Here is a 23,014-nt window from a genome sequence, read left to right on the forward strand (position 1 = left end):
GCTCCCACATTTGAAATGCATTCCCCTGTGGGAGCGGGCTTGCTCGCGAAGAGGCCGGCCCAGGCAACACAAAAACCAATGCCCATCAGAGGCAGTACCTCAATAACCGTGAGGCCAACACCGTGATCAAGACCCTGACCCACCTCCCGCATCCCTATGAGAATGCGGCCACCCTCGCCGGCCATTTCACCGATCTCGCGCCGCCACTCAACGACCGTCAGGCGCATCTGGAAGCCTCGCGCTGCCTGTATTGCTACGACGCGCCGTGCGTGAACGCCTGCCCGAGCGACATCGACATTCCTTCGTTCATCCGCAATATCCATCAGGAAAACGTTCAAGGCGCGGCACAGAAAATCCTCTCGGCCAACATCCTCGGCGGCAGTTGCGCCCGGGTCTGCCCGACGGAAATCCTGTGCCAGCAAGCCTGCGTGCGCAACAACGACCATGAGTGCGCACCGGTGCTGATCGGCCTGTTGCAACGCTATGCCGTGGACAACGCGCACTTCAGCGAACACCCCTTCCAGCGAGCCGCCGCCACCGGCAAGCGCATCGCCGTGGTCGGCGCCGGGCCTGCCGGGCTGTCCTGCGCGCACCGCAGCGCCATGCACGGCCATGACGTGGTGATTTTCGAGGCCAGGGAAAAGGCTGGCGGCCTGAATGAATACGGGATCGCCAAGTACAAACTGGTGGATGACTACGCACAAAAGGAACTGGAATTTCTGCTGGAGATCGGCGGGATCGAAATCCGCCACGGCCACAAGCTCGGGGAAAACCTGACCCTCAGCGACCTGCACCAGCAATTCGACGCGGTGTTCCTCGGCCTCGGCCTGGCCGCCAGCAAACAACTGGGCCTGGCTCAGGAAGAGGCACCCGGCCTGCTCGCCGCCACCGATTACATCCGCGAACTGCGTCAGGCCGATGACCTGACCCAGCTCCCTCTCGCGGACCATTGCATCGTCCTCGGTGCAGGCAACACGGCCATCGACATGGCCGTGCAAATGGCGCGTCTCGGGGCTCACGACGTCAACCTGGTGTACCGCCGCGGTGTCGAGGACATGGGCGCCACCGGCCACGAACAGGACATCGCCAAGGCCAATCAGGTGCGACTGTTGACCTGGGCGCAACCCGATGAAGTATTGCTCGATGACAACGGTCAGGTGCGCGGCATGCGTTTCGCCCGCACGCACCTGGTAGAAGGTCGCTTGCAAACCACCGGCGAAACCTTCGAGCTGGCCGCCGATGCGATCTTCAAAGCCATCGGCCAGGCCTTCGATGGCAGCGCCCTCGCCGATCCGCTGGCCCGTGAACTCAAGCGTTCGGGCGATCGAATCCTGGTGGACGAACAGCTGCGCACCAGCATCCCCGGCGTGTACGCCGGCGGCGACTGCACCAGCCTCGATCAGGACCTCACCGTGCAAGCGGTGCAGCACGGCAAACTGGCGGCCGAAGCCATCAACGCCCAACTCATGCTCAACGTGGAGGCTGCGTAAATGGCCGATCTCTCGATTGTCTTTGCCGGCATCAAAGCCCCCAATCCATTCTGGCTGGCCTCCGCGCCGCCTACCGACAAAGCCTACAACGTGGTTCGCGCCTTCGAGGCCGGTTGGGGTGGCGTGGTCTGGAAAACCCTGGGTGAAGACCCGGCGGCGGTCAACGTGTCGTCGCGTTACTCAGCGCACTTCGGTGCCAACCGCGAGGTGGTGGGCTTCAACAACATCGAGCTGATCACCGACCGCTCGCTGGAGATCAACCTGCGGGAAATCACCCAGGTCAAAAAGGACTGGCCGGACCGCGCACTCATCGTGTCGCTGATGGTGCCCTGCGTCGAAGAATCCTGGAAATTCATTCTGCCGCTGGTGGAAGCCACCGGTGCCGACGGCATCGAGCTGAACTTCGGTTGCCCGCACGGCATGCCGGAACGCGGCATGGGCGCGGCGGTCGGTCAGGTGCCGGAGTACGTCGAGCAAGTCACCCGCTGGTGCAAGACCTATTGCTCGCTGCCGGTGATCGTCAAGCTCACGCCGAACATCACCGACATTCGCGTCGCTGCCCGTGCAGCCCATCGTGGCGGCGCCGATGCGGTGTCGCTGATCAATACCATCAACTCGATTACCAGCGTCAACCTGGAGCGCATGGTCGCCAATCCCGCCGTCGGCAGCCAGAGCACCCATGGCGGCTACTGCGGGTCGGCGGTGAAGCCGATTGCGCTGAACATGGTCGCCGAAATCGCCCGCGACCCGCAGACCCAAGGCCTGCCGATCTCCGGCATTGGCGGTATCGGCAGTTGGCGTGATGCGGCGGAATTCATCGCGCTGGGCAGCGGCTCGGTGCAGGTGTGCACGGCGGCGATGCTGCACGGTTTCCGGATTGTCGAGGAGATGAAGGACGGCTTGTCACGCTGGATGGACAGTCAGGGCTACGCCCGTATTTCGGACTTTTCCGGGCGTGCGGTGGGCAACACCACGGACTGGAAGTACTTGGACATCAATTATCAAGTGATTGCCAAGATTGATCAGGAAGTCTGCATCGGTTGCGGTCGCTGTCACATCGCTTGCGAAGACACCTCGCACCAGGCGGTTGCCAGCCTCAAGCAGGCGGACGGGACGCGCAAGTATGAAGTGATTGATGAGGAATGCGTGGGCTGCAACCTGTGCCAGATTACGTGCCCGGTGCAGGATTGCATCGAGATGGTGCCGATGGACAACGGCAAGCCGTTTCTGGATTGGAATCATGATCCGAGGAATCCGTACCATGTAACCGTCTGAATGATGTGTTGTTTGGGCTGACGCCTTCGCGGGCAAGCCTCGCTCCTACTGGGATCGCATAAACCTGTAGGAGCGAGGCTTGCCCGCGAAGAGGCCCGTCGCTACACCGCAAACCTCAAGGCTCCAACCCGATCCCGCGCAAAATCACACTGGTCACCGTCTGCACCGCCCGCTCAAATTGCATGTCCGACAACGGCTGATGATCGTTCAGGATATTCACCTGATGATCAAAGTCGGCGTAATGCTGGGTCGAGGCCCAGATCATGTACAGCAGGCTGGAAGGCTCCACCGGCAGGATGCGTTTGTCGTCCACCCACTGGCGAATTTTCGCTTCTTTCATCTTGGCCCAGTCGTACAGGCTGACGTCGAGTTTCTCACCCAGGGTCGGCGCGCCGTGGATGATTTCGTTGGCCCAGACTTTCGAGCCGTAAGGCCGGCTGCGGGAGTGGTTCATCTTGGCGCGGATGTAGCTGCTGAGTACCACGCGCGGGTCGTCGAACATCTCGAAGCACAGCGCGTCCTGCTTCCAGACTTCCAGCAAGTCAAACAGCACGGCGCTGTACAGCTCGGTCTTGGTGCTGAAGTAGTAATGCAGGTTGGAGCGCGGCAGTTGCACTTCGGCGGCGATATCGGCCATGGCAGTGCTGCCGAAACCTTTTTCGGCGAAGACCTTTTCAGCCCCCAGCAGAATTTTCTCGACGTTACTGCGACGAATCTCGATCTTGTGATTGCCCATGAGGGCTCCCTGACACCAACGTTGATCAAGACTAGCATCCGCTCTACATCGCGGCGACAGGGGAAAACGAAACTTCGTACACAGCGCTTCTCGCCGCTAAACTGACGGCACTTTGAACCTGCCTCTGAGGTATCCACGATGCTGCTCAAGAAAACCCTCACCGCCGCCGCCCTGCTCGGCTCGCTGCTCGTCGCTTCGTCGGTGTTTGCCCACGCCCATCTGAAAGAACAGACGCCGGCCGCCGACAGCACCGTGAGCGCGCCGCCGGACCTGCGGTTGGTGTTTTCCGAAGGCGTTGAAGCGACCTTTACCAAAGTCACGATCAGCAAGGACGGTGCCGATGTGCCGGTGAAAAGCCTGGCCACCGAAGGCAGCGACAAGAAGACTCTGATCGTGACGCCAGCCGCACCGTTGGCGGCGGGCACCTATAAAGTCGAGTGGCATGCCGTGTCGGTCGACACCCACAAAAGCGAAGGCGCCTACCGCTTCAAGGTTGGCCAATAATTCATGACAGACGCGATGGTGCTGTGCCGCTTCCTGCATTTCACCGTGGTGTTGATGCTGTTCGGGGCCTGGGTGTTCAAGCCGCTGCTGTTGGGCCGGGAGACGGCGCTCGATGGGCCTCTGGCGCGCGTGAGTCGATGGCTGGCGGCGGTGGCTTTGCTCAGCGGCATCGGTTGGTTGCTGCTGATCACCGCCAGCATGGCCGGTACCTGGAGCGCGGCATTCGATCTGCCGACCTTGCGCCTGGTGTTGCGCAACACGTTTTTCGGCCAGGTCTGGGGCTGGCATTTGCTGCTCAATGTTGTGTTGGTGGCGTTGCTGATGACGCCGTTGCGTTCGAACCAGACGTTGCGGATTGGCTTGGCCAGTTTGCTGCTGGCAACCCTCGCCCCGGTCGGTCACGGCGCCATGCTCGACGGCCTCAGCGGTCATTTGCTGATCCTCAATCAAATCATCCACCTGACCTGCGTCGGTGCCTGGCTCGGTGGCTTGATGCTGTTGGTGATGATTCTTCGGCAACCGGCGGGCCATACCGTCGGCGCAATCCTGCGACGCTTCAGCGGGGTTGGCTACGTGTTGGTGGCGGGACTGGTGCTGACCGGTTTGATCAATGTGCGGGTGCTCACCGGGGCGTTCTGGCCGACGCCGTTGCTGTCCGGGTTCGCCTTGATTCTGTTGATCAAGGTGGTGCTGGTCGCCGGGATGCTCGGGCTCGCGCTGTTCAACCGACTGCGGCTCAACGACTGCAATCAACGCCTCACCACGTTACGTGCCAGCGTGATCGTGGAATGGTTGCTGGGAATGGGTGCCGTGGCGGCGGTGTCCCTGCTCGGCACCCTGCCACCGATGATCTCCAGCTAAAACACGCCCCTGTAGGAGCAAAGCTTGCTCGCGAAAGCGGTGTATCAGCCAACATCAATCTTGAATGTAAGATTGCATTCGCGAGCAAGCCCGCTCCCACAGGGTTCTTCGCCATCCCACAAAATCCCGTCGAGTCATCGTACAACTTCTGATTGACAATCCCTGAACCCCTCGCAAATAATCGCCGCCATGTTGTACGACGACGTATAACAAAAATAAAAACAACAAGATTCAAGGGAGCGTTACTTTGAGCAAGCTCGTCCGTCATTTCTCCGCCAGCACCCCTCGTCCATCCTTCGCTCGCCGTTATACCCTGAGCTTGATTGGCTTCAGCAGCCTGGCACTTGCCGTGCCCATGACCGGCAACGCCGAAGGGTTTGTCGATGACGCCAAAGCCACGCTGGGCCTGCGCAACTTCTACATCAACCGCAACTTCACCAACCCGGCCTATCCCCAGGGCAAGGCTGAAGAGTGGACGCAAAACTTCATCCTCGACGCCAAATCCGGGTTCACCCAAGGCCCGGTCGGCTTTGGCGTGGATGTGCTGGGGCTGTACTCGCAGAAGCTCGACGGCGGCAAAGGCACGGGCGGCACTAGCTTGCTGCCGATCCATGACGATGGCCGCCCTGCCGACAATTTCGGTCGCCTGGGCGTGGCGCTGAAAGGCAAAATCTCGAAAACCGAATTCAAGGTCGGCGAATGGATGCCGGTGCTGCCGATCCTGCGCTCGGACGACGGCCGCTCCCTGCCGCAGACCTTCAGCGGTGGCCAGGTGACCTCGACCGAGATCAGTGGCCTGACGCTCTACGGCGGCCAGTTCCGCCAGAACAGTCCGCGCAACGATGCGAGCATGGAAGACATGTTCATGAACGGCAAATCGGCCGCCTTCACCTCGGACCGTTTCAACTTCGGCGGCGGTGAATACACGTTCAACGACAAGCGCACCCAGGTCGGTGTCTGGTACGCGGAACTCAGCGACATCTATCAGCAGCAGTATTTCAACCTGAGCCACAGCCAGCCGATGGGCGACTGGACCCTCGGCGCCAACCTCGGCTACTTCATCGGCAAGGAAGACGGCAGCGCCCTGGCGGGCGACCTCGACAACAAAACCGCGTTCGCCATGCTCTCGGCCAAATACGGCGGCAGCACCTTCTTTGTCGGCCTGCAAAAACTCACCGGCGACGATCTCTGGATGCGGGTCAACGGCACCAGCGGCGGCACCCTGGCCAACGACAGCTACAACTCCAGCTACGACAACGCCAAGGAAAAATCCTGGCAGCTGCGCCACGACTACAACTTTGTCGTGCTGGGCATTCCCGGCCTGACCATGATGAACCGCTACATCAGCGGTGATAACGTGCACACCGGCACCATCACCGACGGCAAGGAATGGGGCCGCGAATCGGAACTGGCCTATACCGTACAGAGCGGTCCGTTGAAAAACCTCAACGTGAAATGGCGCAACGCGAGCATTCGCAAGGACTTCAGCACCAACGAATTCGACGAAAACCGCATCATCATCAACTACCCGATCTCCCTGTTGTAAGGCACCTGAGCCTGCCCACCTGTAGGAGCGAGGCTTGCCCGCGAAGGCTGCTTGTCTGACACACCGCTTTCGCGGGCAAGCCTCGCTCCTACAGGGATTGCGGGGGTTGGCGGACCCTTCGTCAATTTCAAGTGATGACGCGTTGACAAGCACCGGACAGGCTTAGGATACTTCACTTTAGTCGTACGACAACTTACAACAATTAACAATAACTGCGTTTCAGGGACTTCCATGATCACTACTCCTCCAGCCCCTTTTAATCGCCTGCTGCTGACCGGTGCCGCCGGTGGCCTTGGCAAAGTCCTGCGCGAAACCCTGCGGCCTTATGCCAACGTGATTCGCCTGTCCGACATCGCCGACATCGCCCCGGCCCAGGATCATCACGAAGAAGTCGTGATCTGCGACCTCGCGGACAAGCAAGCCGTGCATCAACTGGTCGAAGGCGTCGACGCGATCCTGCACTTCGGCGGCGTGTCGACGGAGCATTCGTTCGAAGATATCCTCGGCGCCAACATCTGCGGCGTGTTCCACATCTATGAAGCCGCGCGCCGGCATGGCGTGAAACGCGTGATTTTCGCCAGCTCCAACCACGTGATCGGCTTCTATAAACAGAACGAAGTCATCGACGCCCACTCGCCGCGCCGCCCGGACAGCTACTACGGTTTGTCCAAGTCCTACGGCGAAGACGTGGCGAGTTTCTACTTCGATCGCTACGGCATCGAGACCGTCAGCGTGCGTATCGGCTCCTCGTTCCCGGAACCGCAAAACCGCCGGATGATGAGCACCTGGCTGAGCTTCGGTGACCTGACCCAGCTGCTCGAATGCGCGTTGTACGCCCCGAACGTCGGCCACACCGTGGTCTACGGCGTGTCCGATAACAAGCACGTCTGGTGGGATAACCGCTTTGCCGCCGGCCTGGGTTACAAACCGCAGGACAATTCCGAAGTGTTCCGCGATAAAGTCGAAGCCCAACCGATGCCCGCCGCCGATGACCCGGCGATGGTTTACCAGGGTGGCGCGTTTGTTGCGTCTGGCCCGTTCGGCGACTGAACCTCTTCCTTCACTTGACCCCAAGGGAATGCGTTGCATGCAAGCCGAATTGATTGTCGATGCTCGTAATGCGGTCGGTGAGTGCCCGGTCTGGGTCCCCGAGGAAAACGCCCTGTACTGGGTCGATATTCCTGCCGGCGGACTTCAGCGCTGGAGTGCCGACAGCGGTCATGTCCACGCCTGGACCGCGCCGGAAATGCTCGCCTGCATCACCCGCCATCGTGACGGTGGCTGGGTGGCGGGGATGGAAAGCGGGTTCTTCCATCTCCACACGCACAACGATGGCAGCCTCGACAGCGAACTGCTGGCCCGCGTTGATCACGCCCGCCCTGACATGCGTTTGAACGACGGTCGTTGTGATCGTCAGGGGCGTTTCTGGGCCGGCAGCATGGTGCTGAACATGGGCGCCAACGCGGCCAAAGGCACGCTGTATCGCTACAGCGCCGGTCAACGCGGACCGATTGACGCTCAGCTCAACGGATTCATCGTGCCCAATGGCCTGGGTTTCAGCCCGGACGGGCGCACGATGTATGTGTCTGATTCCCATCCGTTGGCCCAGCAGATCTGGGCTTTTGATTACGACCTCGACAGCGGCACGCCTTCCAACCGCCGACTGTTTGTCGACATGAATCTGTTCCCCGGCCGCCCCGATGGCGCCGCCGTGGATGCCGAAGGCTGCTACTGGATCTGCGCCAACGATGCCGGGTTGATTCACCGCTTTACCCCGGATGGCCGATTGGACCGATCCCTCGCGGTGCCGGTGAAAAAGCCGACCATGTGCGCCTTTGGTGGCAGCCGACTGGACACGCTGTTCGTGACCTCGATCCGCCCCGGTGACGACCACGACGAACAGTCGCTGGCGGGTGGCGTGTTCGCGCTTAATCCGGGTGTCAAAGGCTTGCCAGAGCCGCAGTTCAAGGGATGAACCAGATCCCCGTGTAGCAGCTGCCGAAGGCTGCTACAAGGAGCAGCGGTGTTATCACATTAGAGTTCAATTGAATGACGCCAACATTGCTGAACCTCGAAGACGAATTCACCCGCCTCACCCTCGCCCCGGAACTCGGTGCGAGCATCGTCAACTGGACGGTACGCAGCACCGGTCAGCCGCTGTTGCGCCACAGTGACGCTCATGCGCTGAACACCGGGTTGCCAGGCAAGCTCGGCTGCTTTCCTTTGGTGCCGTGGTCGAACCGCATTGCCGAAGGGGGTTTTGACTGCCCCGATGGCTGGCTGGCACTGACGCCAAACAGCCTGACCGATCCGCTGCCGATTCACGGCAGCGCCTGGCAACAGGCGTGGCAGGTGGTGTCGCAAACCCGTGATGAAATCGTGCTGCAACTCGACAGCACAACGCCGTTTGCCTATCGCGCCCGGCAACGCTTCCATCTGCGTGAAGGTCGATTGAGCATCGAGTTGCAGGTCACCCATTTGGCCGATCGCGCGGCGTGGCATGGGCTCGGTTTGCACCCTTATTTTCCGCGTAGAGCCAACACGCGGCTGCAGGCTCAGGCCGAGCAGGTCTGGTTGTGTGACGCGTCAAAACTGCCGACACAACTCAGCGCCCTGCCCGCTGAATGGGACTTCCAGCAAACCACCGCGTTGCCCGCGACACTGGTCGACAACGGTTTCTGCCACTGGGACGGCCGTTGCCTGATCCAGCAGCCCGACCTGGGCTATGAACTGGAATGCCAGGCCACCGGCAGCGATTATTACCTGCTGTACTGCCCGGTGGACCTGGGGTTTTTCTGCATCGAGCCGGTGAGTCACCCGGTTAACGCGCACCACCTGCCGGGGCGGCCGGGGTTGCGCTTGCTGGAGCAAGGCCAGTCGGCTGAATTGGGTTTCAGTCTGCAATACCGCGAACTGGCTTAACCCAGCATCTGACTCAGCACCGCGCGTAACTTGCCGGGTTTCACCGGTTTGTTCAGCAGCGGTGCTTCGAGTCTTTGCAGCGAGCGCCGACATTGGTCGGTGCGATCGGCCGTGATGATGACCGCTGGAATCCTCTGGCTGAAATGCTCGCGCAAATGCCGCACCACATCACAGCCCACCACCCCGTGATCAAGGTGATAGTCCGCCAGAATCAGCTCTGGCGCGCGCCCCTGCAAGGCGGCCAGCGCCGAGAACTCATCGGTGGCGATCACCACTTCGCAGCCCCACTGCCCGAGCAGCGCGCTCATGCTGTCGAGAATGCTCACTTCGTTGTCCAGCACCAGCAAACGCCGGCCCGGCAGCGGATTGCCCGTGCCCGGCAGCGGCGCAGCCTGGCTGATGGGCAACGGAATCTCATGGGATATCGGCACCTCGATGCTGAACATCGACCCGCGTCCCGGCCGCGACTGCACGCGGATTGTATAGCCGAGAATCTTCGCGATGCGCTCGACGATAGCCAGCCCCAGGCCGACGCCTTTGCGGTCGGAGGCGCGGCCAACGTCCAGCTGATTGAATTCGAGAAAGATCGAATCCAGTCGATCCGCTGCGATCCCGCGTCCGGTGTCCCAGACTTCCAGGCGCAGCATTTCCCCTCGGCGCCGGGCACCCAGCAGAATGCTGCCCTCGTCGGTGTAGCGGCAGGCGTTGCTGAGGAAGTTGCGCAGGATGCGCGTCATCAGGCGCAAGTCGGTGCTGATGGCGTAGTCGCCCATGTGCACTCGCAGGTTCAAGCCTGCGGCTTCGGCCACCGACTGAAACTCCGAGACCAACGGCCCGAGCAGTTCGTCGAGGCGATACAAGGCAATGTCCGGTTTCACCGCCGCTTGATCAAGCCGGGAAATATCCAGCAAATCGGTGAGTAAATCCTCGGCGCCTTCCAGCGCCTGGTGCGTGCGCTCCACCAGCACCTGTTCAACGTCGGGCAGTTTGCGCTCGCGCAGGGTCGAGATCAGCAAACGTGCGGCGTTGAGCGGTTGCAACAGATCGTGGCTGGCAGCGGCGAGGTATTTGTCCTTGCTGCGATTGGCGGCTTCGGCGGCGTCACGGGCATCGCGCAAGGCCTGGGCGATCTGTTTACGCTGGGTGATCTGCTGTTGCAGGTTGCGGTTGGCTTCCAGCAACTCGTCGGTGCGCGCGGTGACGCGTTGCTCCAGTTCGTCATTGAGTTGCTGCAAGCGTTGCTGGGCGAGTTTGCGTTCGGTGATGTCGGCGACAAACCCCTCCACCAGCCCTTCCTGATCAGGCTTGAGCAACAGGTTCATCAACACGTCGAGGTTGCTACCGTCCTTGCGCCGCAGTTGGGTTTCATAGCCGTGCAGGCTGCCCTGGTGCCTGAGCATTTCGCCGATATTTTCCAGCTCTTTTGCACCGCCGACAAACAGGTTGCTCGCCAGGTCCGCCAGGGAAAACAGCACCTCTTGCGGGTCTTGATAACCGAGCATGCGCGCCAACGCCGGGTTGGCGGCGCGCATGCCTTCGAGCAGGCTGGCCTGGAAGATTCCATGCACTGCGTTTTCGAACAGCCACTTGTAGCGATTGCGCTCGGCTTCCAGCTCATCGAGGCGCGCGGCCAGTTCCGGGTAATGGCTCTTGCGCGCCGAATGGCTGCCTAATCCGAGTAGCCCGGCCAGCGCCCGTTGCTGTTCGTCAGAGGGCTTCGCCATAGACGACCTCGACATCACGCTGACTGGATTCACGCGGGTTGGTCAGGATGCACGGGTCGTGCATGGCGTGTTGTGACAGGAACGGAATGTCCGCCGTGCTGACCCCGTGCAAACCGAGGGTTTCATGGAAGCCGATCGCGTGTTTCAGGGCAATCAGGTGTTCGACCAGGCGCCCGCAGATCTGCCGGTGATTGAGGCCACGGCAATCGATGCCGAACGTCTCGGCGATCACCTTGAAGCGATCAGGTGCCGAGTTGTAGTTGAACGCCACCACGTGCTCCACCAGCACCGCGTTGCACAGACCATGGGGCAAATCGAGGAAGCCGCCGAGGCTGTGGGACATCGCGTGCACCGCGCCGAGGATCGCGTTGGAGAACGCCAGCCCGGCCTGCATGCTGCCGAGCATGATTTTTTCGCGCAGGGCGATGTCGTTCGGGTTGGCGATCATCTGCACCAGGTTGCCGTTGATCAAGCGCATGGCTTCCAGCGCATGGGGATCGGTCAACGGCCCGTGGCCAGTGGAAACAAAGGCTTCGATGGCGTGCACCAACGCGTCGATGCCGGTACAGGCCGACAGGAACGGGTCCATGCTCAAGGTGGTTTCCGGGTCGATCAGCGACACATCCGGAACCACAGCCTTACTGACGATGGAGAATTTCATGCGTTCTTGCTGGTTGGAGATGATCACGAATTGCGAGACGTCGGCCGAGGTGCCGGCGGTGGTCGGAATCAGGATCAGTGGCGGGCTGGGCACGCGGATAGTGTCCACGCCTTCGAACTCGAGGATGCTCCGGCCGTGGGCGACGACGATGCCGATGCCTTTGCCGCAATCCATCGGGCTGCCGCCACCGACGGCGACGATCACATCGCAGTGGTTTTCCCGGTACAGATCAGCGCCGAGCATCACTTCTTCGACCCGAGGGTTGGGCGAAACGGCGCTGTACAGGAAGTAATCGATGCCCAGGGCTTGCAGGCTGGCCTCGACATCGGCGACCCACCCGGCGGCAATCACCCCGGGATCGCTGACGACCAGCACCTTGCGGGCACCAAAGGTCTTGGCGTAGTTGCCGACATTGTGCCGGCAACCGGCACCGAAGATGATTTCAGGCGAAACGAATTTACGCAGCTGGCTGAGATTCTGGCTCATTGGAAAGCCTGTTTTTATTGTTTTGAAAGGTAGAACCCACACTAAAGCATCCGGCTGCGAATGCAATCAGACCAAAGGACAGCAGGTTGGCTCACCGCAGATCAAAATGTGGGAGCGGGCACAGTTCATCCGCGATAGATCAGCCTAGAAGCCTTTTCATTGCGCAACGTCAGGTGTTCCATGCCCTGCCCCGGCGCATCAGCCTCTTCGCGGGCCTTGAGGATCACCCCATGGTGCGGCGACTTGCTGCACACCGGATCAGCATTTTCGGCATCGCCGGTGAGCATGAACGCCTGGCAGCGACAGCCGCCCAGATCCTTGTGCTTTTCTTCGCAGGAACGGCACGGCTCTTTCATCCAGTCATCGCCGCGAAACCGGTTAAAGCCAAACGAGTCGGTCCAGATGTGTTCGATGCTGTGCTCGCGCACGTTGGGAAACTGCACCGGCAACTGCCGGGCGCTGTGGCAAGGCAACGCGGTGCCGTCCGGGGTGATGTCGAGAAACAGGTTGGCCCAGCCGTTCATGCAGGTCTTGGGGCGTTCTTCGTAGTAGTCCGGGGTGACGAAAATCAGCTTGCACGGGTGGCCCTGAGCCTCAAGCCGCTCGCGGTATTCGTTGGTGATGCGCTCGGCACGCTGCAATTGATCGCGGGTCGGCAACAGGCCGACGCGGTTGAGCTCGGCCCAGCCGTAGAACTGACACGTGGCCAATTCAACAAAATCCGCTTCCAGTTCCAGGCACAGGTCGATGATCCGGTCGATCTGGTCGATGTTGTGCCGATGGGTGACGAAGTTCAGCACCATCGGGTAACCCTGGGCTTTCACTGCCCGGGCCATGGCCAGTTTCTGCGCGAAGGCCTTGCGCGAGCCGGCGAGCATGTTGTTCACCGCTTCGTCAGCGGCCTGGAAGCTGATCTGGATATGGTCCAGCCCGGCGACCTTGAAGTCGCGGACTTTCTGCTCGGTCAGGCCGATGCCCGAGGTGATCAGGTTGGTGTAGTAACCCATGTCCCGCGCGGCTTTGATCAGCTCGGCCAGGTCCTGGCGCACCAACGGCTCGCCACCGGAAAAGCCCAGTTGCGCCGCGCCCATGTCCCGGGCCTCGCGGAATACGCGAATCCATTCTTCGGTGCTCAACTCTTCGCCTGATTGGGCAAAGTCCAGCGGATTGGAACAGTACGGGCATTGCAACGGGCAGCGATAGGTCAGCTCCGCCAACAGCCACAACGGCGGCCCCGGACGCGAGTCATTCGATCCAGTATTGAGCATGGGCCACCTCCAGAAACGCCAGCACGTCCAGGTCAATGTCCGGCTCGCCGGGAAAGCACGCGGACAACAGATCGATGATCGCCGCGACGCTGCGTTGACCGTCCACCAGATCGAGCACCTTCCCGGCACTGGCGTTGAGTTTGATCATGCCTTCGGGGTACAGCAGCACGTGACAGTCCTGACGGGGTTCCCATTGCAGACGGAAACCCTGGCGCAAGGTCGGTGTTTTTTGGCGATTCATCAGGCTCACAAAGCAATCCCCCGGTGCCAGACGTTCTCACGAGTGACGGTGTGATACGGCGGACGATCCAGTTCGTAGGCCATGCTCATCGCGTCGAGCATGCTCCACAGCACGTCGAGCTTGAACTGGAGAATTTCCAGCATGCGTTGCTGGCCTTCGAGCGTGACGTAATGCGTGAGGGTGATGCGCAAGCCGTGCTCCACATCCCGCCGTGCCTGACTCAGGCGAGTACGGAAATAGTCGTAACCGGCGACGTCGATCCACGGGTAATGGCTCGGCCAGGCGTCGAGCCGGGATTGGTGGATCTGTGGGGCGAACAGTTCGGTCAGGGAGCTGCTGGCCGCCTCTTGCCAGCAGGCGCGACGGGCGAAATTGACGTAGGCGTCCACGGCGAAACGCACGCCGGGCAACACCAGCTCCTGGGAGAGGATTTGTTCGCGATCCAGCCCTACGGCTTCGCCCAGCCGCAGCCAGGCTTCGATCCCGCCTTCGCTGCCGGGCACGCCGTCGTGGTCGAGGATCCGTTGCAGCCATTCCCGGCGCACATCGCGGTCCGGGCAGTTGGCGAGGATGGCGGCGTCTTTCAGCGGGATGTTGACCTGGTAGTAGAAGCGATTGGCGACCCAGCCTTGAATCTGCTCGCGGGTGGCACGGCCGGCGTACATGGCTTGGTGGAAGGGATGATGGATGTGGTAGTAGGCGCCTTTCGCACGCAGGGCGGCTTCGAATTCGCTGGGGGTCATCGGTGGTTTGGTCATTGCGGTGCTCCTGGAAGCTCTGCGGTGTCTGGTCTGGCGCCTTCGCGGGCAAGCCTCGCTCCTACAAGGCACGACACAAAATCTGTAGGAGCGAGGCTTGCCCGCGAAGAGGCCATCCGCTACAGCACAATACTCATGCCGTCGTAGGCCACTTCAATCCCCCGCCGCTCCAACAACGCGCGCTCCGCCGAATCTTCATCCAGGATCGGGTTGGTGTTGTTGATGTGGATCAGCACCTTGCGCTGGCGCGGAAAATCCTCCAGCACCTCAAGCATGCCGCCGGGGCCGCTTTGCGACAGGTGCCCCATTTCACGGCCCAGGCTCTGGCCGACTTCGCACACGCGCATTTCGTCGTCACGCCACAGCGTGCCGTCCAGCAACAGGCAATCGGCGCGCTGCATCCAGCTCAGGACTTCATCGTCGACTTGCCCCAAGCCCGGCGCATAAAACACCGAGGCGCCGCTGCGCAGGTCCTCGATAAACAAACCAATGGTGTCGCCCGGCTGCGGATTGCCACGATTGGGCGAGTACGGCGGTGCGTTGCTCAGCAAGGGGATCGCGCGAAATTGCAGGTGTGCGCACGCGGCGATGCTGAACGGCTCGCGGTCCAGGCTGATGGGTTGCCACTGCAAGCCACCGTTCCAGTGCTTGAGCATGGTGAACAGCGGGAAACCGCTGCTCAGGTCTTGATGGACGCGCTCGGTGCACCAGACGTGATGCGGGCAACCTTCGCGCAGGCTCAACAGGCCGGTGCAATGGTCGATCTGGCTGTCCAGCAGGACGACGCCGGCAATCGCGGTATCGCGCAATTGGCGGGCCGGTTGCAGGGGCGCGAAACTCTCGAGTTGCGCGCGGATGTCCGGTGAAGCGTTGCACAGCACCCACTCCACACCCTCGTCGCTCAGGGCAATCGACGACTGCGTGCGCCGTTGCGCGCGCAGGCTGCCGTTGCGCATCGCGGCGCAATGTTGGCAGTTGCAGTTCCACTGCGGGAAACCACCGCCAGCGGCGGAACCGAGAACGCGGATGTGCATGGGCGATGCTCCAGAAGGCAGGCCCGGCCAACGCAACGGCTGGCCGGGTGAACAATCAGCGGTTGGCGAAATACATCGTCACTTCGAAGCCAATACGCAGGTCGGTAAACGCGGGTTTAGTCCACATGGGTCAATCCTCTTCTTGTGCCGGGCGATTCCGGTAAAGCCATTAATGCACGAGGCGCCGGACGGCCGAATGCTACTTTCGAACGAAGTGGCGGCGTGCGTTGGTAGGGGGGTTACACACAAAACCAATGTGGGAGCGGGCTTGCTCGCGAAAGCGGTCTGTCACTCAACCCATGTGCTGAATGTGACGCCGCCTTCGCGAGCAAGCCCGCTCCCACAGGGTTTTGCGGTGTTCTAGTGGCGTGTTAGAAGAACCCCATCGGGTTGATGTCGTAGCTCACCAGCAGGTTTTTGGTCTGCTGATAATGGTCGAGCATCATCTTGTGGTTTTCGCGGCCGACACCGGATTTCTTGTAGCCACCGAACGCGGCGTGGGCCGGGTACAGGTGGTAGCAGTTGGTCCACACACGACCGGCCTTGATCGCCCGACCCATGCGGTAGGCGCGGTTGATGTCGCGGGTCCACAGGCCGGCGCCGAGGCCGAACTCGCTGTCGTTGGCAATCGCCAGGGCTTCGGCTTCGTCCTTGAAGGTGGTGATGCCCACCACCGGGCCGAAGATTTCTTCCTGGAACACGCGCATCTTGTTGTGGCCCTTGAGCAGGGTCGGCTGGATGTAATAACCCGTCGACAAGTCGCCTTCCAAACGCTCGGCCGCACCGCCGGTGAGCAGCTCAGCGCCCTCCTCCTGGGCAATTTTCAGGTACGAGAGAATCTTGTCGTATTGCTGCTCGGACGCCTGGGCGCCGACCATGGTTTCGGTGTCCAGCGGGTTGCCGCGTTTGATCTTGACGATTTTCTTCATCACCACTTTCATGAAGTCGTCATAGATCGACTCTTGCACCAGGGCCCGAGACGGGCAGGTGCAGACTTCGCCCTGGTTGAAGAACGCCAGCACCAGGCCTTCAGCGGCCTTCTCGATGAACTGCGGCTCGGCGTTCATGATGTCTTCAAAGAAGATGTTCGGCGACTTGCCGCCCAGTTCAACGGTGCTTGGAATGATGTTCTCGGCAGCGCACTTCATGATGTGCGCGCCGATCGGGGTGGAACCGGTGAAAGCGATCTTGGCGATGCGCTTGCTGGTGGCCAGTGCCTCACCCGCTTCACGACCGAAGCCCTGGACGATATTGAGCACGCCGGGCGGCAGCAAGTCGGCGACCAGCTCGGCGAAGACCATGATCGACAGCGGCGTTTGCTCGGCCGGCTTGAGCACCACGCAGTTGCCGGCGGCCAGGGCCGGGGCGAGTTTCCAGGCGGCCATCAGCAGCGGGAAGTTCCACGGGATGATCTGCCCGACCACGCCCAATGGCTCGTGGAAGTGATAGGCCGTGGTCAGCTCGTTGATCTCGGCGGCGCCGCCTTCCTGCGCGCGGATGCACCCGGCGAAGTAACGGAAATGGTCAGCGGCCAGCGGCACGTCGGCGTTAAGGGTTTCGCGCACGGCTTTGCCGTTGTCCCAGGTTTCCGAGACGGCGAGGATTTCAAGGTTTTGTTCGATGCGGTCGGCGATTTTCAGCAGCACTAGCGAGCGATCCTGCGCCGAGGTCTTGCCCCACGCGTCAGCAGCGGCGTGAGCCGCATCGAGGGCCTTGTCAATGTCGGCAGCGCTGGAGCGTGGGAATTCGGCGATCACTTCACCGGTCACCGGCGAGGTGTTGGTGAAGTACTCGCCATTGACCGGCGGGACGAACTCGCCGCCGATGAAGTTGCCGTAGCGTGGTTTGAAGGAAACGATGGCGCCAGGTGTTCCGGGTTGTGCGTAGATCATGATGGGCCTCTGTCTGGGTCGATGCCTGTCGGGCAAACAGGCGATGAACCGATAGTAGAGAGCCCCGCGCGCCAGACGAATGCGCCGTTGGCAGGGGGACTCTCGTTATTTGGTAGTAGGTTCGCGCACATCAAATGTGGGAGCGGGCTTGCTCGCGAAGGCGGTTTATCAGGCAACATTGATGTCGACTGACCCACCGCCTTCGCGAGCAAGCCCGCTCCCACAGGGTTTACGCGGTGGATTTCGTTTTAGTGCTTGGCAACCAGGTCTTTAGGCAGTTTGAAGGTCCAGAGCATGCCGCCCTGGTTGAAGTCCTTGATGCGCTTGGCCACTTCGCCGCCCCACAGCGGTACAGCACCGCCCCAACCGGAGAGCACCGAGACGTACTGTTCGCCGTCCATTTCCCAGGTCACAGGCGAGCCAAGTACGCCGGAGCCGGTCTGGAATTCCCAGACTTTCTCGCCGGTCTTGGCGTTGAACGCCTGGAGGAAACCTTCCGGCGTGCCGGTGAACACCAGGTTGCCCTTGGTGGTCAGGACCCCGCCCCACAGCGGCGCGAAGTTCTTGTGGCGCCAGACTTCCTTGCCGGTTTTCGGGTCGATCGCCCGCAGCACGCCGATGTAGTCGTCATTCAACGGTTTGATGGTGAACCCGGCACCGAGGAACGCCGCGCCTTTCTTGTAGGCGATGCCTTCGTTCCAGATGTCCATGCCCCACTCGTTGGACGGCACATAGAACAGCCCGGTGTCCTTGTTGTAGGCCATCGGCATCCAGTTTTTCGCGCCGAGGAACGCCGGGGCGACGAACACCGAACTGCCTTTGGCTTCGGTGCCTGGCGCGCCGGGGCGGCTGGCTTCGTTGTAGATCGGCCGGCCCTCTTTATCCAGGCCGGTAGCCCAGGTGATCTTGTCTACGAACGGGAAGCCGCGAATGAACTTGCCGTTGGTGCGGTCCAGCACGTAGAAGAAACCGTTGCGGTCAGCGGTGGCCGCGGCTTTGATTTCCTTGCCGCCTTCGGTGTAGTTGAACGAGACCAGCTCGTTCACGCCGTCATAGTCCCAGCCGTCGTGAGGCGTGCTCTGGAAGTGCCATTTGATTGTGCCGTCGTCCGGATTGAGTGCCAGGCGTGATGAGGAATAGAGGTTGTCGCCAGGACGCAGGTGCGAGTTCCACGGGGCCGGGTTGCCGGTGCCGAACAGCAGCAGATTGGTTTCCGGGTCGTAGTAACCGCCGAGCCAAGGCGCGGCGCCGCCGGTTTTCCATAGATCGCCGGGCCAGGTTTTGCCTGCTTCACCGCCGGAGATGCCGTTCTCCACCGCTTTGCCGTCCTTGTAGACGTAGCCCATGTGGCCTTCGACGGTAGGTCGGGTCCACAGCAGGTCGCCGTTTTTCGGGTCGTAGGCTTCGATTTTGCCGACCACCCCGAACTCGCCACCGGCCACGCCGGTGATCAGTTTTCCGTTGATCACCAGCGGCGCGGCACTGATCGAATAGCCTTCTTTGTGGTCGGCGACTTTCTTGCTCCAGACGACTTTGCCGGTGTCCTTGTTCAGGGCCACGAGCTTGGCGTCGAGGGTGCCGAAGAACACCAGGTCGCCATACAGGGCGACGCCACGGTTGATCACGTCGCAGCACGGACGGATGTCATCGGGCAGGCGCGCATCGTATTGCCAGAGTTTCTTGCCGGTGCGTGCATCGACTGCGAACACCCGTGAGTAGGAACCGGTCATGTACATCACGCCGTCCTTGATCATCGGCTGTGCTTGCTGACCGCGCTGTTTTTCACCGCCGAAGGAGAACGCCCAAGCGGGCCGCAAATCCTTCACGTTATCGACGTTGAGGGTGTCCAGCGGGCTGTAGCGCTGACCCTGGACGCCCAGACCGTTGGTGACGATCTGCTCCGGGTTCTTGGGGTCCTGGAGAATGTCCTGGTCGGTGACGCCGGCCAATGCCTGGCCAGACAGCAGCATGGCACTGAGCAACACACTCAAGACGAAGGGTTGGCGACGTGCGGGTTGGGTCATGACGGCTACCTCTGCGGTTTTTGTTATACCCGGGAAATTTTCCCGGTCTGGTGCAGATTCTTCGCCGCCACCGCCCTTGCAACAATTGCCCGCAGTGCTGAGATTGCTAGTTCCTTAGTAGCGGGTCGGAGGAAATGAACACCGATGTGGTGATCAACGCCGGCCCAATGTGGGAACGGGCTTGCTCGCGAAGGCAGTGTGTCAGTTGAAGCATTTATTTACTGATCCACCGCCTTCGCGAGCAAGCCCGCTCCCACATTGGATCGGTGTTGTTCATTTGTTCGCGCTGGAATCGACTCGGGTCATCTGCCCGCGCTCGTAACGCGGGTACAGATGGCTGACGCTGCGGATCAGTTCGTAGCGGCTCAGGTTGATGCTGGCGAACTGTTCGGGGATGGGGCTGCGGATCATCTCGGCCATGTCACTGCCGTTGGCGGCGCCATCGCGCAGCAACTGGTCGAGCCAGGTGAGGTAATCGCGCATCTGTTCGAAGGGTTGTTGATCGCTGGCCACCGGGCCATGGCCGGGCACGATCAGCGTCCACGGCAAGGTCTGGAGTGTGGTGATATCTGCCAGCCAGACTGAAAGCCCAGGACTGTTCGGCGTGGTCAGCGCCCGTTGATAAAACACCAAATCCCCGGCGAACAACACGCCGGTTTTCTGGTCGAGAATAGCCAGGTCCGCGCCGGTGTGCCCACCCAGGCTCAGCAGGCGCAAATCGTGATTCCCAAAACTTTTCACGCCAGATGTCAGCGTCTCGGTCGGCAACACCACTTCGGTGCCGCGCATCCAGTCGCCCACCAACCGATACATATTCTCGGCCATGCCGTCGCCCTGCTGATGCAGCAGCTCGGTGGTGCCCGCCAATGCGCCAATCGGCACATCGGTGAAAGCCTGATTGCCCAGCACATGGTCCGGGTGATGATGGGTCAGCAGCACCTGAATCACCGGTTTGTCGGTGGTGGCGGCAATCGCCTTGCGCATCGCTTCGCCGTAGCGCTTCGACGGCCCGGTATCGATCACCACCACCCCACGCTCGGTGACGATGAACGCGGTGTTGACGATGTTGCCGCCGTTGGCCTTGGCGAAATTGTCGGTACTGCCTTCCAGCAGCCAGGTGTCTTGGGCGATCTGTCGGGGTTTGAGTGAGTAGTCGAGGTCGGCCCACACAGGAAGGCTCAGGCTCAGACACAGCAGCAGTATCCAGCGCATCACGCGCTCCTTGAGGTCAGGGTATGGCCGCATCGAATTGATTGCCGCTGTTGTCACGCAACAACAGGCGCGTCTGCCCTGCCCCTTCGATGTCGAAGGTCAGGTTGGGGTTTTCGCTGACGGCGGGAAACAGTTCGAGACGGGCCAGCACTTGATCGTCTTGATCGCGCAGTTCGGCATGGTTGATGAAGAACTCAGGAATGCCGCTGACCATGCCGTTGTCCATCGGATGCGCCACCTGCATACGCACACGGCTGAATTCGCCACGGGGATAACGCCCGCCAAGCACTTCGCCGATGTGCTCTTCCCAGCCCGGCTGCGTGCGCACCACGCTCGGCGCCGTGCAGCCGCCGCCCGCCGCATCGATCAGGGTTGAACCGACATGCCACACGCCGTCGCGGGTCAGCACCGCCGCACGCAACGGTGTGGCTTGCTCGATGCGGATGCGGATCGACAACCACGGCAGTACGCGGTCGAGGGGCTGGAAGTCGACTATTTTCGGCAAGGGATTGAGTTCCGCCCAGGCGAGGATCTTCACCACTTCGCCCTTGAACGCCCGGGCGTCGATTTCCAGCGGCACTTGCCGGGCGTCTTCGGCAAACGGCGGCGCCAGCAGCTTCACGCGGTCATCAAACACAAACGGTGCGTCGCCGAGCATTTGCTTGTGATAGAAGTCCCACATCACCGACGGCACCGGGTCCTTGCGCGGTTCGAGGTCCGACGCGTGCGCAGCAATGGGCAACCAGCAGATCAGGCACATCGCTGGCCAATTCACTGTTGATACATCTCGGGCACGTCATAGCGCAGGCCGTAATGGCCATAAATGGTTTTGACCGAGCCCTCGCGGATCAGGCCTTCCAGCGCCTCTTCCACGGCATACGCCAGCTGGCGGTTGCTTTCGTGCACCGCCATGCCGATCTCCCAGAGTTGCTTGCCCATGTTCGGGTAGGCGTTTTCCGCCAGCGCCACTTGCGGGTCCGCCGCTTCGTGGACTTGCCAGTCGATTTCACCGCGCATGGCCATCACCGCATCGACTTCGCCGGCCTTCATCGCCGCAAAGGCCTGAGGCACGTCGGGATAGTGGTGAGTCTTGGCGGCGAGCATGCCGTTGAACACCGACGTCAGGTAAAACGACGGCACGCTGTCGACCTCAACGCCGATCGGGTGTTGCTCGAACACCGCGACGCTGCCGACCTTGTCCAGTCGACGGCGGTCATAGGCGACTTGCCATTTTTCGTTCTGGTACGGCCCGAACATCACCACGTGGCCGTTTTCCAGCTCACCCAGTTCGTTACGTTTTTGCGCGTAATCGCGGTCGTAGGGCACGCGCATCATCAGGTCGGCCAGTTGCTGATCGTGCAACTGACTGGCGCGCCAGATGTAGTCGCGCAGGTCGTCGTCGAGCTTCTCGCCGGCCGGTGCCCAGATCAGTTTCAACTGCACGCCTAGCGACTTGGCCAGTGCCTGGGCGAGTTCGACATCAACGCCTCGCGGCTGGCCGGCGTCTTCAAAACTGTAGGGGGCGAAGTCCTTGTAGACCGCCACTTTCAGCTCCCCGGCGGCGATCATTTCGTCATAGGTGCGAACCTGCGCCTGCACCACCTGGCAGCACAGCAGCGCAGCGCTGATCAACACAGCGAGCAGGCGCATGGGTTACTCCTCGACGTGAACGCTATCCAGGTAAGTGCGCACCGCCCACAAGGCTTCCTGGCTCAAGTAGTCGGCCATCTTCGGCATGTAGACCCGGCCATCACGCACCGCGCCGTGGCGCACGCGTTCGACGAACCATTCATCCCCGGCGTCAGCGACATCGAGCATGCGCAAATCCGGGGCGATGCCACCGGACTTGGCTTCCAGGCCATGACACGCCGCGCAGTTCTGGTTGTAGGCGGAGGAACCGATTTCCACGGCCTTGTCATGTTCCGGTGAGGTGCGATAAGGGTTCACCGAGGCCCAGCCATCGGCATCGACCGGCACTCCGGAATCCTTGATCGGGGTCAGGCCCGGCGTAGCGATGGCCTGCGGTACCACGTTGCCGTGGGCCCAGACGGAACCTGCGCTGATAAAACCGGCCAGCAGTCCGGCAACGAGTAAGGCGTTGCGTTTTGTTGTCATTGTTATGCCCTCAGGATTGCACGCAAAACCTCTTTGAAGAGGCTATGGCACCCATCTTAGGAACGACTTCGCGCCAGCCCCATGCTGCTTTGGTGGCCGCCACCCAGTACCTTGGTAGTAGGGCTTGTGGCGCACACCCAAATCCGAAAACCACTCCCCCCTGCAGGAGCGAGCTTGCTCGCGATGGACGCATAGACGCCGCGTTTTCCCTGTTAAAACGCGCCAGCATTGACGTTTTTCGCGAGCAAGCTCGCTCCTACAGGGG

The 23,014-nt window shown here is 61.2% G+C and carries 22 protein-coding genes; 8 read left to right on the forward strand and 14 right to left on the reverse strand.

The window, feature by feature from the left end:
• The first annotated feature begins 122 nt into the window (after positions 1-122).
• Both ACIPL2_RS20090 and preA read left to right on the forward strand, forming a co-directional pair.
• Entirely contained in the window at positions 123-1,490 is a 1,368-nt protein-coding gene (locus ACIPL2_RS20090; protein ID WP_401358841.1) for an NAD(P)-dependent oxidoreductase, read from the forward strand.
• Positions 1,491-2,765 carry an NAD-dependent dihydropyrimidine dehydrogenase subunit PreA gene (gene preA / locus ACIPL2_RS20095; protein WP_401358842.1) on the forward strand — a complete coding sequence of 425 codons (1,275 nt, stop codon included), beginning with the start codon at positions 1,491-1,493 and terminating at the stop codon, positions 2,763-2,765.
• A 115-nt stretch (positions 2,766-2,880) separates the two neighbouring features.
• Here preA and ACIPL2_RS20100 read toward each other — a convergent pair whose 3' ends face one another.
• Positions 2,881-3,501, reverse strand: a complete 621-nt coding sequence (locus ACIPL2_RS20100; protein WP_059404992.1) for a TetR/AcrR family transcriptional regulator — start codon at positions 3,499-3,501, stop codon at positions 2,881-2,883.
• 138 nt (positions 3,502-3,639) lie between these two features.
• Here ACIPL2_RS20100 and copC point away from each other — a divergent pair, with 138 nt between their 5' ends.
• The 6 genes from copC to ACIPL2_RS20130 all read left to right on the forward strand — a co-directional run bounded on the left by copC (position 3,640) and on the right by ACIPL2_RS20130 (position 9,334).
• Positions 3,640-4,005 (forward strand): copper homeostasis periplasmic binding protein CopC, encoded by a 366-nt coding sequence (gene copC / locus ACIPL2_RS20105; protein ID WP_401358843.1) that lies wholly within the window; start codon positions 3,640-3,642, stop codon positions 4,003-4,005.
• A 3-nt stretch (positions 4,006-4,008) separates the two neighbouring features.
• Entirely contained in the window at positions 4,009-4,866 is an 858-nt protein-coding gene (gene copD / locus ACIPL2_RS20110; RefSeq protein WP_401358844.1) for a copper homeostasis membrane protein CopD, read from the forward strand.
• A gap of 247 nt (positions 4,867-5,113) precedes the next feature.
• Positions 5,114-6,412, forward strand: coding sequence for an OprD family porin (locus tag ACIPL2_RS20115; RefSeq protein ID WP_401358845.1), 1,299 nt, complete (start codon positions 5,114-5,116; stop codon positions 6,410-6,412).
• A gap of 231 nt (positions 6,413-6,643) precedes the next feature.
• Positions 6,644-7,462, forward strand: coding sequence for an NAD-dependent epimerase/dehydratase family protein (locus tag ACIPL2_RS20120; RefSeq protein ID WP_401358847.1), 819 nt, complete (start codon positions 6,644-6,646; stop codon positions 7,460-7,462).
• A gap of 37 nt (positions 7,463-7,499) precedes the next feature.
• Positions 7,500-8,387 (forward strand): SMP-30/gluconolactonase/LRE family protein, encoded by an 888-nt coding sequence (locus tag ACIPL2_RS20125; protein ID WP_401358849.1) that lies wholly within the window; start codon positions 7,500-7,502, stop codon positions 8,385-8,387.
• Positions 8,388-8,461: 74 nt separating this feature from the next.
• Positions 8,462-9,334, forward strand: coding sequence for an aldose 1-epimerase (locus tag ACIPL2_RS20130; RefSeq protein ID WP_401358851.1), 873 nt, complete (start codon positions 8,462-8,464; stop codon positions 9,332-9,334).
• Here the strand turns inward: ACIPL2_RS20130 and ACIPL2_RS20135 are convergent.
• The 13 genes from ACIPL2_RS20135 to pedF form a co-directional block, all read right to left on the reverse strand.
• Complete coding sequence (locus ACIPL2_RS20135) at positions 9,331-11,058, reverse strand: NahK/ErcS family hybrid sensor histidine kinase/response regulator (protein WP_401358852.1); 1,728 nt, start codon at positions 11,056-11,058, stop codon at positions 9,331-9,333. The genes ACIPL2_RS20130 and ACIPL2_RS20135 overlap by 4 nt on opposite strands.
• A complete protein-coding gene (gene ercA / locus ACIPL2_RS20140) occupies positions 11,042-12,205 on the reverse strand; it encodes an alcohol dehydrogenase-like regulatory protein ErcA (RefSeq protein ID WP_401358853.1) in 1,164 nt (387 codons plus the stop codon). The genes ACIPL2_RS20135 and ercA overlap by 17 nt, the downstream gene beginning before the upstream one ends.
• A 125-nt stretch (positions 12,206-12,330) precedes the next feature.
• Positions 12,331-13,473 carry a pyrroloquinoline quinone biosynthesis protein PqqE gene (gene pqqE, locus ACIPL2_RS20145; protein WP_401358854.1) on the reverse strand — a complete coding sequence of 381 codons (1,143 nt, stop codon included), beginning with the start codon at positions 13,471-13,473 and terminating at the stop codon, positions 12,331-12,333.
• Positions 13,451-13,714 (reverse strand): pyrroloquinoline quinone biosynthesis peptide chaperone PqqD, encoded by a 264-nt coding sequence (gene pqqD / locus ACIPL2_RS20150; protein ID WP_401358855.1) that lies wholly within the window; start codon positions 13,712-13,714, stop codon positions 13,451-13,453. Before pqqD ends, pqqE begins: the two co-directional genes overlap by 23 nt.
• A gap of 5 nt (positions 13,715-13,719) precedes the next feature.
• Positions 13,720-14,472: a pyrroloquinoline-quinone synthase PqqC gene (gene pqqC, locus ACIPL2_RS20155; RefSeq protein ID WP_401358857.1), complete on the reverse strand. Its 753-nt coding sequence runs from the start codon at positions 14,470-14,472 to the stop codon at positions 13,720-13,722.
• Positions 14,473-14,591: 119 nt separating this feature from the next.
• Complete coding sequence (gene pqqB / locus ACIPL2_RS20160; protein ID WP_401358859.1) at positions 14,592-15,506, reverse strand: pyrroloquinoline quinone biosynthesis protein PqqB; 915 nt, start codon at positions 15,504-15,506, stop codon at positions 14,592-14,594.
• A gap of 55 nt (positions 15,507-15,561) precedes the next feature.
• Entirely contained in the window at positions 15,562-15,633 is a 72-nt protein-coding gene (gene pqqA / locus ACIPL2_RS20165) for a pyrroloquinoline quinone precursor peptide PqqA (protein WP_003253598.1), read from the reverse strand.
• A gap of 244 nt (positions 15,634-15,877) precedes the next feature.
• Positions 15,878-17,398, reverse strand: a complete 1,521-nt coding sequence (locus ACIPL2_RS20170; RefSeq protein WP_401358860.1) for an aldehyde dehydrogenase family protein — start codon at positions 17,396-17,398, stop codon at positions 15,878-15,880.
• A gap of 248 nt (positions 17,399-17,646) precedes the next feature.
• Complete coding sequence (locus tag ACIPL2_RS20175; protein ID WP_401358862.1) at positions 17,647-19,422, reverse strand: PQQ-dependent methanol/ethanol family dehydrogenase; 1,776 nt, start codon at positions 19,420-19,422, stop codon at positions 17,647-17,649.
• 273 nt (positions 19,423-19,695) lie between these two features.
• Positions 19,696-20,634 carry a quinoprotein relay system zinc metallohydrolase 1 gene (locus tag ACIPL2_RS20180; RefSeq protein WP_401358864.1) on the reverse strand — a complete coding sequence of 313 codons (939 nt, stop codon included), beginning with the start codon at positions 20,632-20,634 and terminating at the stop codon, positions 19,696-19,698.
• A gap of 16 nt (positions 20,635-20,650) precedes the next feature.
• A complete protein-coding gene (locus ACIPL2_RS20185; protein WP_401359079.1) occupies positions 20,651-21,394 on the reverse strand; it encodes a quinoprotein dehydrogenase-associated SoxYZ-like carrier in 744 nt (247 codons plus the stop codon).
• An 11-nt stretch (positions 21,395-21,405) separates the two neighbouring features.
• Positions 21,406-22,284, reverse strand: a complete 879-nt coding sequence (locus ACIPL2_RS20190) for a substrate-binding periplasmic protein (protein WP_401358865.1) — start codon at positions 22,282-22,284, stop codon at positions 21,406-21,408.
• Positions 22,285-22,287: 3 nt separating this feature from the next.
• A complete protein-coding gene (gene pedF, locus ACIPL2_RS20195) occupies positions 22,288-22,749 on the reverse strand; it encodes a cytochrome c-550 PedF (protein WP_401358866.1) in 462 nt (153 codons plus the stop codon).
• Positions 22,750-23,014 lie beyond the last annotated feature (265 nt).

The organism is Pseudomonas sp. NPDC086251, assembly GCF_044746405.1.
Lineage (GTDB): Bacteria > Pseudomonadota > Gammaproteobacteria > Pseudomonadales > Pseudomonadaceae > Aquipseudomonas.